At 62.4% G+C, this 11,987-nt stretch carries 8 protein-coding genes; 6 read left to right on the forward strand and 2 right to left on the reverse strand.

Going from position 1 to position 11,987, the window contains the following annotated elements; translation table 11 throughout:
- Positions 1–8 precede the first annotated feature (8 nt).
- The 6 genes from FK267_RS00750 (at position 9) to FK267_RS00775 (ending at position 9,662) form a co-directional block, all read left to right on the forward strand.
- Positions 9–1,205: a glycerate kinase family protein gene (locus tag FK267_RS00750; RefSeq protein ID WP_141405835.1), complete on the forward strand. Its 1,197-nt coding sequence runs from the start codon at positions 9–11 to the stop codon at positions 1,203–1,205.
- Between the two features lie 468 nt (positions 1,206–1,673).
- Complete coding sequence (locus FK267_RS00755; protein WP_141405836.1) at positions 1,674–3,233, forward strand: type I restriction-modification system subunit M; 1,560 nt, start codon at positions 1,674–1,676, stop codon at positions 3,231–3,233.
- Positions 3,230–4,441 carry a restriction endonuclease subunit S gene (locus FK267_RS00760; protein ID WP_141405837.1) on the forward strand — a complete coding sequence of 404 codons (1,212 nt, stop codon included), beginning with the start codon at positions 3,230–3,232 and terminating at the stop codon, positions 4,439–4,441. Before FK267_RS00755 ends, FK267_RS00760 begins: the two co-directional genes overlap by 4 nt.
- Before the next feature lie 4 nt (positions 4,442–4,445).
- Positions 4,446–5,384 carry a GIY-YIG nuclease family protein gene (locus FK267_RS00765; RefSeq protein ID WP_141405838.1) on the forward strand — a complete coding sequence of 313 codons (939 nt, stop codon included), beginning with the start codon at positions 4,446–4,448 and terminating at the stop codon, positions 5,382–5,384.
- Between the two features lie 15 nt (positions 5,385–5,399).
- On the forward strand, positions 5,400–8,456 hold the full coding sequence (locus tag FK267_RS00770) for a type I restriction endonuclease subunit R (protein ID WP_141405839.1): 3,057 nt from the start codon (positions 5,400–5,402) through the stop codon (positions 8,454–8,456).
- Between the two features lie 252 nt (positions 8,457–8,708).
- Positions 8,709–9,662, forward strand: coding sequence for a hypothetical protein (locus FK267_RS00775; RefSeq protein WP_141405840.1), 954 nt, complete (start codon positions 8,709–8,711; stop codon positions 9,660–9,662).
- Between the two features lie 304 nt (positions 9,663–9,966).
- Here the strand turns inward: FK267_RS00775 and FK267_RS00780 are convergent, their stop codons facing one another.
- Both FK267_RS00780 and FK267_RS00785 read right to left on the reverse strand, forming a co-directional pair.
- On the reverse strand, positions 9,967–10,659 hold the full coding sequence (locus FK267_RS00780; protein WP_075378015.1) for a response regulator transcription factor: 693 nt from the start codon (positions 10,657–10,659) through the stop codon (positions 9,967–9,969).
- Positions 10,660–10,662: 3 nt separating this feature from the next.
- Complete coding sequence (locus tag FK267_RS00785; protein WP_232622459.1) at positions 10,663–11,967, reverse strand: sensor histidine kinase; 1,305 nt, start codon at positions 11,965–11,967, stop codon at positions 10,663–10,665.
- Positions 11,968–11,987 lie beyond the last annotated feature (20 nt).

The following is an 11,987-nucleotide window of genomic DNA, read 5'->3' on the forward strand; positions in this document are numbered from 1 at the left end:
GGAAAGTCATGCCCACGTCCGTTCCCACCCGCATTCTCGTCGCCCCCTCCGGATTCAAGGAGAGCCTGTCCCCCGAGGGGGTGTGCCAGGCGGTGGCCGCCGGGGTGCGCCGTCTCCTGCCCGGCGCCGTCGTCGTCGAACTGCCCCTGGTCGACGGCGGTGAGGGCTCGGCGGCCACGATGGCCCGGGCCACCGGCGGCGACCTCGTCACCACCCGCGTCACCGGCCCCGTCGGTGAGCCGGTCGACTCCTACCTGGCCCGGCTGGGCGGATCGGCCCAGGGGACCTGGCTGGTGGAGATGGCCGCGGCGGCCGGCCTGCGCCTGGTGCCCGCCGGGATGCGCGACCCCGGCGCCACGACGACCACCGGTGTCGGAGAGCTCATCGCGGTGGCACTCGATAACGGGGCCCGGCGCATCATCATCGGCTGCGGCGACTCGGGGACCTGCGACGGCGGGGCCGGCGCGCTCGTCGCCCTGGGCGCCCGGCTTCTGGACGCAGGCGGCGATGAGGTCGACCCGATCGGCTCGAACCTGGCCCGGATCCAGCGGATCGAGACCTCCGGCATGGATCCCCGACTGCGCGACGTCGAGGTCCTCGTGGCCGGCAACATGCACAACCTCCTCACCGGTGAGCGCGGTGTGGCCCGCGTGTTCGGGCCGCAGAAGGGGGCGACCCCCGAGCAGGTGGAGGCCCTCGAGGCGGGCCTGGTCCACTGGGCTGGTCTGCTCACCGAGGCCTTCCCGGCCCAGGCGGCGCACCGCGACCTGCTCACCGGGCCTGGAACCGGCGCCTCGGGCGGCTTGGGGGCCGGGCTCGCCGCGGGGCTGGGGGCCAGACTGTGCTCGCGCTTCGACGTCCTCATGGATGCCGACCTGTGCGGCGTCGACCTGGATACCCAGATCGCCCGAGCCGACCTGGTCATCACCGCCGAGGGCGCCGTCGACTTCCAGACACCGCGCGGCAAGATCCCCGCCGAGGTGGGACGGCGGGCCAAGCTGGCCGGCAAGCCGGTCATCGCGCTGGCCGGTTCCATCGGCGAGGGGTCCGAGGCCGTCCACGCCGCCGGGATCGACGCCGTCATGGGCATCATCCCGGTCCCCATGGACCTGACCGAGGCCGTCTCCCGCGCCGACGAGCTCGTCAGCGACGCCACCGAGCGAGCGCTTCGCCTCATCCTCCTGGGGGCCGCCATCGCCGCCTGACCCCGCCGTCCCCGAACCGGCGGGGACATTCCACGCGGCCGGGTGCGGTCCGCTCCAGCCGGGGACAGTCCGCGCGTTCGGGGACAGGATTCCCGTCCCCGACGGCGTCGAAGGTCCCCGTCCGCAAGGAAATGTCCCCGGACGCGCGGAGTGCACCCGCCCGCGCCGTAGGCCTCGACCATGAGTGTGCGCCCTCACACCAGCCACCCGGCTCACCGCGCCTCCGGCGACCGGTACGTAGCCTTCCCAACCAGCGCAGGTCGGCCAGCAGCACAAACAAGCGGCCCCGCATCTCAGGTGCGGGGCCGCCGGAGTAGCCGCACCGGTCCAAGCCCGATGCTCGCTGTCTGGCGAAGACTGTAGTCACCATCCTTCCTGGACCTCAACCTCAGCGCGTGGTCATCGGACGTCCTCAGTTGGTGGGATACTTCTGCCCGATCCCCCATCCTGACGACGAAGAGGCCGACTGTGAGTAGAGAGACTGAGCGCGCTGCGCTTCACCGTGCGATCTGGCAGGTTGCCAACGACCTGCGCGGGAGCGTGGACGGATGGGACTTCAAGGCCTACGTCTTGGGCTTTCTTTTCTACCGGTTCATCTCCGAGAACCTCGCCGAGTACATCAACGCCGGCGAGCGCGAGGCCGGAGACCAGGACTTCGACTACCGCTTCCTGTCTCACGCCGACGCCGAGGGTGCCCGCGAGGGCATCATTGAGGAGAAGGGCTTCTTCATCGCTCCGGGGGACTTGTTCGACAACGTGCGCGAGCGAGCACCGCGCGACGAGAACCTCAACGAAACCCTCTCGCGCATCTTCAAGAGCATCGAGGCCTCGGCGACCGGCACGGGCTCGGAGTCCGACCTGCGGGGCCTGTTCGACGACGTGGACGTCAACTCCAGCAAGCTGGGCCGCACGGTGGCTCAGCGCAATGACAAGCTCACCCGGCTCATGCAGGCGATCGGGGACCTGGACCTGTCTTACGGGGAGTCCTCGATCGACACGTTCGGCGACGCCTACGAGTACCTCATGACGATGTACGCGTCGAACGCGGGCAAGTCGGGCGGTGAGTTCTTCACCCCGCAGGAGGTCAGCGAGGTGCTGGCCCGCATCACGGTCATGGGTAAGGAGAGTGTCAACCGCGTCTACGATCCGGCCTGCGGCTCGGGCTCCCTGCTACTGAAGTTCGCAAAGGTGCTCGGTAAGGAGAACGTGCGCGGAGGGTTCTTCGGCCAGGAGATCAACCTGACTACCTACAACCTGTGTCGGATCAACATGTTCCTGCACGACATCAACTTCGCCGACTTCAGCATCGCCCACGGGGACACGCTCACGGATCCGGCGCACTGGGACGATGAGCCCTTCGAGGCGATCGTCTCCAACCCGCCGTACTCGACGAAGTGGATCGGTAAGGACGATCCGGCTCTCATCAACGACCCGCGTTTCTCCCCAGCGGGTGTGCTGGCCCCGAAGTCGAAGGCGGACCTGGCCTTCACCATGCACATGCTGTCCTGGCTGGCAGTGGATGGGACGGCGGCGATCGTCGAGTTCCCGGGTGTGCTCTACCGTGGCGCCGCTGAGGCCAAGATCCGCCAGTACCTGGTGGAGCACAACTATGTCGACGCCGTCATCCAGCTTCCACCGGACCTGTTCTTCGGGACGAATATCAAAACCTGCATCATCGTGCTCAAGAAGTCGAAGCAGGACAACAACGTCCTGTTCATGGACGCCTCAAAGCAGTTCGTGAGGCAGGGCAACAAGAACAAGCTCTCGACGGAGAACCAGGAGATGATCCTGGAGACGCTCTCCAAACGGGCCGACATCGATCATGTGGCCGCACTGGTGAGCGCGGAGGCAATCAGGGAGAACGGTTTCAACCTGTCGGTGTCCTCCTATGTGGAGGCGGAGGACACTCGCGAGGAGGTCGACATCGTGGAACTCAATGCCCGGATCAAGGAGATCGTGGAGCGACAGGCTGCGCTGCGGGCGAGTATTGATGAGATCGTCGCCGACCTCGAAGGCGGTGCCCGGTGAGCCATATCGATGACCTCATCCGCGACCTCTGCCCCGACGGCGTTGAGTACAAGCCACTTGGCGAAGTCGGCCGTCTACTTGGAGGCTTGACAGGAAAAACCAAGGCGGATTTCATCGACGGTACAGCTCGGTACGTGTCGTACAAGAACGTATATTCGAACCTCGAAGTCGACGTGACCGCAGACGATTTCGTCAGAATCAGCGATTCAGAGACACAAAACACCCTCCAGATTGGCGACATACTTTTCACTGGATCCTCAGAAAACAGAGAAGAAGTCGGACTTACGTCCGTCATCACATCACTGCCCCCAGAGCCATTATACCTCAACAGTTTTTGCATCTGCTTTCGACCCACCGAAAACTTCACCCTACTTCCTGAATTCGCAAAGCATCTTTTTCGATCAGCCGCCATTCGACATCAGGTCATCAAGACAGCAACAGGCGTAACAAGAATAAACATTTCTCGCAAAAATCTCGCAAAGATACAAGTCCCCCTACCGCCAGTCGAAGTACAACAAGAGGTCGCGAGGATACTAGACCAGTTCACCCAACTGGAGGCGGAGCTGGAGGCGGAGCTGGAGGTCCGCAAACAACAGTACAGTCATTACCTTAACCACTTCTTCTCACCGAACGCAGATACACGCATGAGAACGCTCAAAGATGTGGGCCCCATTCGAATGTGCAAGCGTATTTTGAAGAGACAGACATCCCAAAAAGGCGACGTTCCCTTTTATAAAATTAAGACATTTGGTGGCACGGCAGACGCCTATATTTCACGCAACCTCTATGAGGAATACAAAGAAAGGTATTCTTTTCCGAAACCCGGAAGCGTTCTCATTTCCGCCGCCGGAACAATAGGAAGAGCCGTCCCCTACGACGGAAGAGACGCCTATTTTCAGGACTCTAATATCGTTTGGATCGAAAACGACGAAACGGTCGCCTTGAATCGCTATCTATTCTATTATTACAAGATTGCCGACTGGAAAACCGATGGCGGAACGATTAAGCGACTCTACAATGACAGAATTCTAAATACTGCCGTTCCTGTCCCACCTCTTTCTGAACAGCATCGGATAGTCGATTATCTCGACAAGTTTGACGCCCTCATCAATGACCTGACCTTAGGCCTCCCTGCGGAGATCGAGGCTCGTCGCAAGCAGTACGAGTACTACCGCGACCGCCTCCTCACCTTCCCTGAAAAGAACTGACATCATGAGCGGAAAACACATCGAGCTCTTCCTCGTTGACGGGGAGCCAGGTGGCATCACGACTGCGAACGTCTCGGGGTGGACCGGTCATATCCTCTCAGGCCCTCGCACAGCCCTCACTCGCATCCTCACTCGAGACGAGGCTCACCGCAACGGCGTCTATCTCCTGCTTGGTGACGACCCTGATGCGATCGAGAACATCGCCTGTTATATCGGGAAAACCGAGGACTTCTCTGCTCGATTCCTTGACCACAACCGCAAGAAGGAATGGTGGGACCGAGCCATCCTCGTCAGCAGCCGTGACGACTCCTTCAACGAAGGACACTGGGGCTACCTCGAAGCTCGTCTTGTCGAAATCGCTAACACTGCCAAGCGCTGTTCGCTACCCGACAACACCCAGACACCACAGCCCCGGAAGCTCTCGGAGGCTCAACAATCAGACGCCGAGGCATTCCTCGACCAGGTCCGCGGCGTTCTCCCGGTCCTCGGTGTCAGCATCGTACGCAGCACCAAGACGCTCCCCGGAAGGCAACCTCTTCCCCAGGACATCGACTCCCCCGTCTTCACGCTCGCTGTCCCCAAGCGGGACATCCATGCCCAAGCCCGCGTCATTGGGGCCGAGTTCATCATGCTGGAAGGATCCCGCGTCGTCGGGGAATGGACCAACAAGGGGAGTTCTCAGAGCACCCGTCGCGTCTACGAATCCTACCGCGCACGACACACCAAGCTTGTTGATGACGGGAGCATCGCCGTCGATGGTGTCACCGGCACCCTCACACGGGACATCCCTTTCCCCTCACCATCCACTGCCGGGTCTATCGCCACCGGTCGATCTTGCAACGGTCGTACCGCCTGGAAGTGGACAGGCGGCACCTACGGTGACTGGGAGAACCGCGACATGCCCACTGTTCCCATCTCCCCAGCAGAATCTCTCCACTCCTGACGAAAGCGTTCTCCCATGACCATTCGTGAAGCCTCGGCCATCGGCGTCGAACCGGTCGTCGTGACCAGTGAGAGCACCGTCGTCGGACTCTATGAGCCCGAGGAGACCGACCGCACCGGCTACCAGTCGGAGGCCGAACTGGAGGCGGCCTTCATCCGCCAACTGCAGGCCCAGGCCTACGAGTACGTCACCTTCTCTTCGGAGGACGAGCTCATCGCCAACCTGCGCACCCAACTCGAAACCCTCAACGACTACGCCTTCACCGATGAGGAGTGGGAGCGCTTCTTCGCCCAGTCGATCCGCACCCGCTCAGGGGGCGGGGACGAGATCGCGGAGAAGACGCGTCGCATCCAGGAGGACCACGTCCAGACCCTCATCCGGGACAACGGCGAGGCCAAGAACATCCGGCTCATCGACAAGCAGCACATTCACAACAACCGCCTGCAGGTCACCAACCAGTACGTCGTCGATACCGGCGCCCACCACACCCGCTATGACGTCACTGTCCTCGTCAACGGCCTGCCGCTGGTGCATATCGAGCTCAAGCGCCGCGGCGTGCCCATCCGCGAGGCCTTCAACCAGATCAACCGCTACCAGCGTGACTCCTTCTGGGCGGGCGCCGCCCTGTTCGGCTACGTCCAGATCTTCGTCATCTCCAACGGCACCCAGACCAAGTACTACTCGAACACCACCCGCTTCGACCACGTCACCGAGTCCACTCGGGGCAAGCGCGAGTCCAAGGCCGCCAACTCCGACTCCTTCGAGTTCACCTCCTGGTGGTCCGACGCGGCGAACAAGCCGATCACGGACCTGGTCGACTTCACCCGGACCTTCTTCGCCAAGCACACGCTGCTGGCTCTACTGACCCGCTACTGCGTTTTCACCACCGCGCAGAAGCTGCTGGTCATGCGGCCCTACCAGATCGCCGCGACCGAGGCGATCCTCCAGCGGATCCTCACGGCGTCGGCCAACAAGCAGACCGGCACCGTGGCAGGCGGCGGCTACATCTGGCACACCACCGGCTCGGGCAAGACCCTCACCTCCTTCAAGACCGCCAAACTGGCTGCCGGGATGGAGGGGATCGACAAGGTCATCTTCGTCGTCGACCGCAAGGACCTGGACCACCAGACCATCAAGGAGTACAACCGCTTCGCCGAGGGGACGGTCTCCGCGAACCAGTCTACCAACCAGCTGAGCAGGCAGATCAACGACCCGGATACGAGCATCATCGTCACCACGATCCAGAAGCTCTCCAACTTCGTGGGGCGCAACCGTAAGCACGCCATCTACACCGGGCACGTCGTCCTCGTGTTCGACGAGTGCCACCGCAGCCAGTTCGGGGACATGCACACGGCCATCACCAAGGCCTTCCGCAACTACCACCTCTTCGGGTTCACGGGCACGCCGATCTTCGCGGCGAACTCCGGCTCCAGCGGGAACGTTCAGCTGCGCACCACCGCGCAGGCCTTCGGCGACCAGCTGCACACGTACACGATCGTGGACGCGATCCGAGACAAGAACGTGCTGCCGTTCCGCATCGACTACATCGACACGATCAAGATGCCCGACGCTGTGCGCGACGGGCAGATCAGTGGCATCGACACCGAGCGGGCGCTGCTGGCGCCCGAGCGGCTGGCCCAGGTGGTGGGTTACATCCGTGAGCACTTCGACCAGAAGACGCGGCGCAACTCCTCCTACACGCTGGGGCAGAGGCGGGTGCTGGGCTTCAACTCGCTGTTCGCGACGGCGTCGATCCGGGCGGCGCGCGCCTACTACATGGAGTTCAAGCGGCAGCAGGAGGGGCTGGCCTCGGACCGGCGCCTGAGCGTCGGCATCGTCTACTCCTACGCGCCTAACACCGATGCGCCCGGTGAGACGCTGGCCGATGAGGCCGTGGACCCCTCGCAGCTGACCGCCGACGACCGTGCCTTCCTCGATGAGGCGATCCGCGACTACAACGCGCAGTTCGGCACCGCCTACGACACGAGCGCGCAGGGCTTCGAGGGCTACTACGAGGACATCTCTCGGCGGCTGGCGGAGCGGACCATCGACCTGGTCATCGTGGTCAACATGTTCCTCACCGGGTTCGACTCCAAGACGCTCAACACTCTGTGGGTGGACAAGTCGCTGCGCACGCACGGGCTCATCCAGGCGTTCTCGCGCACGAACCGGATCCTCAACTCGGTCAAGACCTACGGGAACGTGGTCTGCTTCCGGGACCTGCAGGAGGACACCGATGAGGCCATCGCCCTGTTCGGCAACAAGGCCGCCGGCGGGCTGGTGCTCCTCAAGCCGTACAAGGAGTACCTGGAGGAGTATCTGGAGAAGATTGGCGAACTGCGGGCCAGGTTCGAGCCGGGGCAGATGATCGCCTCGGAGGCCGAGCAGAAGGAGTTCATCCGGCAGTTCGGGAAGATCCTGCGGCTGCGCAATATCCTGGCGAGCTTTGACGACTTCGGAGACGACGACGTCATCGGCGAGGCTGAGTTCCAGGACTACCGCAGCGTGTACGTGGACCTGTATACCGAGATGCGGCGGGCGGCCAACGTGGAGAAGGAGGTCGTCAACGACGACCTCGTCTTCGAGATCGAGCTGGTCAAGCAAGTGGAGGTGGGAGTCGACTACGTCCTCATGCTGGTGGAGAAGCACCGCGAGGAGGCGGGCGACGGCGAGGACAAGGAGATCCCGGTGGAGATCCGCCGGGCAGTGATGTCCAGTCCCAGTTTGCACAACAAGCGGGACCTCATTGAGGAGTTCGTGCACGCGGTGTCAGCCTTCGGGGACGTGGACGAGCAGTGGCGGGCGTTCATCGAGCAGCGGCGCAGCGAGGAGCTGGCGGCGATCATCCGAGATGAGAAGCTGCGCGAAGGGCCGGCGAAGGCGCTGGTGGAGGCCGCACTGCGGAACGGGTACGTGCCCACCGAGGGCACCGCGATCACAAGAATCCTGCCGCCCACCCCCAGATTCCGCAGCTCTGCCGGCGACAGCCACGACGAGAAGAAGCGCCGCGTCCAAGCCGCCCTGGCCGCGTACGTTGAGAGGTTCCGGGGATTAGGCGGCGGAAACAAATAGCAAATTTCTAACAACAAAACTCAACACGGCAGCAACTTCTTCAGAAACAGTTTCATTAGGAACTTATTTCACCTTCAAAATACTCAACCCCAGCCGGAATACACATAAAGCAGCAACAAGTATTATTCTCTGTGAGTTACTCACAGAAGTTACAAACTATCATGTTTACGCAGACCAAAAGTTACTTTCGCCTCGTCATAAACTAGTCGGTTAAGTTCTCCATATCATCGACTATCAACGCAGGAGTTTCAGATGCCTTCAAAATACTCTAAAACGAAAGCCGTTTCGCGTCGTCGACTGTTCTTTAACGCGGGGAACGGAAAATTCTACCACATTCTTTCACTGTTTTTTAATGGCGACGGCGGATTTCAAGTAGTTCCCACTTGTCCACGAGCGGATGCATGGACGCTTGGCGAGATTCTCTGCGACTCTGCCGCACATTCTTTTTCTACCTACCCACGGAACTATCGCATTCGCGGAGATCTAGAACCAGGAAATCCTCTCAAACTTCACTACCACAAGAGTGGATTGGTTGAGATCCGAGGACAAAAAGAACAATCCAATCTAGTTGAGGTCCGCCAGTGGAAGCAAAGTCTCACGACTCTAACAAACATGCAAATTTTTTCATATACTATACTGGACTGGCGTCGCCTACCGTCATTCACTTCATGTGAACACGTAGTGAAGCGCGGAGACCTGCAAGTATGGACCGAAAAAAAGCCGCCTCACTCTACACTACATCTTGCTGCCACCTATTATTCTGGAAAACAGGCAAGAGAGCTAATGCAATCAGCTAAAGGCACACGCGAAGGTTTCTATGTAAAACTCAACTCGAAGAAGACGCTTCCATTCTTCCCGCTTTGGCCAGCAGGCCTTGAAGGAGGTATCATTATTCACTGGACAACAGACCTTCGTGCCGATAGGTCAGACCTTACCGCAGTCTCTACGCTGGCTAGCGGAACATGGAAACAATGTAGTTCAGAAGGTGAGAATTTCATTGTCGCAACTAGAGGGTCTGGGTTTCCATCACTCTCAGTGCTAAATAACAGACTAGTGAACATAATACATTATTCTTCAGACACTTCTGACATGAAAATAATTACTCGCAGTTGGAACAAAGGGACATCGAGACGCGTAACAGAGATTAAAGAGGAAGAAATAGCTACCGCGAAGGATGTCGCTGGGTTTGAGAGCGATCTCAGTTAGGTTACTTAACTAATCGCACCAAATTTAAGCGATGAGCCTTACTCGCCGCCGTGAGAATCGTTGAAATCTATCCAGACTGAAGGATAACCACCTCATCCTTCGGACATAACTCGGACATCCCTCGCTCCTTCTCTTTTCTCACAATATTGGGGACATTCCGCGCGGCCGGGTGCGGTCCGCTCCAGCCGGGGACGGCCCACGCGTTCGGGGATAGGATTCCCGTCCCCGACGGCGTCGAATGTCCCCGTCCGCACGGAAATGTCCCCGGACGCGCGGAGTGCACCCAGCCGCGACGACACACGTCTCAACCGCCGCTCTTGTACCAAGCGACGGCGATTTGGACGCGGTCGCGCAGGTGGAGCTTGGCCAGGATACGGCTGACGTTGCGGCGCACGGAGGCGGGCTGCAGCACGAGCCGCTCGGCGATCTCCTCGTTCGACATGCCCTCCGCAATGAGTCGGGCCACGTCGAGCTCCCTGGGCGTGAGCACCCCGAACCGCTCCCGCAGCCCCTCGCGCTGCGCCCCAGACAGCGCCCGTGGAACCCCACGCGCGATAAGTTCCTTGGTGACGCGCGGCGTCAGTACGGCATCGCCCTGAGCCACCGCCCGCACCGCCTGAGCCAGCTGCGCGGCGCGCACGTCCTTGAGCAGGAACCCCGAGGCCCCCACCTCCAACGCCCCGAAGGCGTAGTCGTCCTCGTCGTAGGTGGTCAGCACCAGGACCTTCACCGTCGGGAACCGCCGCGCCATCGCCCGGGTCGCGCTGATCCCGTCCATGCTCGGCATGCGCACATCCATGAGCACGACGTCGGGCAGCCCCGTTGATCGGTTCAGCCGCTCCAGGACCTCCAGCGCCTCCTGCCCGTCACCGGCCTCCGCCACTACGTGAAGGTCCGGCGCCTTGCGGATCATGAGCGCCAGCCCCAGGCGCGCGTAGCGCTGGTCGTCCACGATCATGACCAGCGTCGGCCTCAACCCCTCCGATTCCACGCCCATGCCTCAGCCCTCACCGCGAGTTCTCGGCACCGTTGCCGTCACCAGCCAGCCGCCGTCGGACTCGGGCCCCCAGTCCAGCGATCCTCCCACAGCCTCGACCCGGTCCTGCAGCCGCAGCAGGCCCGTCCCTTCCGCAGGTCCACCACGGCGGCCATCGTCCTCCCCGCCCCTACCGCCTGAGGAGCCGTCGTTGCGAACTGTCACCGTGACAGCCGACTCGCCGTGGTCCCAGGACACCTGCACCTGCGATAGCGCGGGGGCGTGCCGCACCGCGTTGGTGAGCGCCTCCCGGGTGAGCGCGAAGCACAGCTCGGCCTGCCCGGCGTCGTCGGCCCGCTGCCCGGTCTCGGTGAAAATGACCGTGACGCCCAGTGACCTCACCCGGCCGACGACGCTCCTGATCTCATCCCAGGTCCGGCGCCCGGCACCGTCCCAGTCCAGTGAGTCCGCCGGCTCATCCTCGGCGTCGGCCAGGGCCCTCACCGCCCGGCGAGTCTGCTCCAGGCACTCCCGCGCCACCTCGTTGATGCCGCCGAGCGCCTCATCGATCTCCGGGTCGGCCCCACCGGCCAGCCCCTCGGACAGGGCGATGATCGTGGTCAGGCCGTGCCCCACGGAGTCGTGGAGCTCGGCGGCGATATCGGCCCGGTTCACCGCGCGGTCGCGCTCGGCCCGCAGCGCCCGGAAGCGCTCCCGCTCGGCTTTGGCCCCGGCTTGCGCCGCTCGCCAGTTCGCGACACTGCGCGCCATCATTGCCGCGATGACCGTCAGCAGAACGGCGACCACCTGGCTGAGCCACTCCTCCATCAGGACCTCGGGCGGGGCCACCAGGACCGCACTGGCCGTCGCCATAAGGAAGGCCGCACCGATCACCGCGAGGTGCTGCCACAGCGGGAGCCGGCTCACCGCGCTCCCCAGCGCCACCAGCACCGGGAAGAGAAAGAAGTTGTTGAGCCCCAGCGCCGAGGCCACCACATACACGGCACACTCAGCCAGAAAGACCGCCAGCGCGTACCTGCGTCGCGCAGTAAGGAGCGCCGTGGACCCCATGACCGCCACGATGAGAATCGCGAAGCCGATTCTGGTTGGAGCGATCCCTGCAACCAGGTCGCCGTCGCCGACACGGCCGGTCAGCACCGCGCTACCGATCATGCCGCCTTGGTAGGTGGCGCACAGGATGAGGAGCAGCGTGGACAGAATGCCGGGGCCGGCCTGCGCGGGCGCCGGCTGGCGCACCCACTCCCCCAGCGTCCGCCAGTCGACCCGCACCCTCATGGCCGACGACGAACCGCGCTCTGCACCGGACACCGGTGTCCCTCCTCCCCCGT

Origin of the sequence: Actinomyces oris, from assembly GCF_006546825.1 — a bacterium.
Lineage (GTDB): Bacteria > Actinomycetota > Actinomycetes > Actinomycetales > Actinomycetaceae > Actinomyces > Actinomyces oris.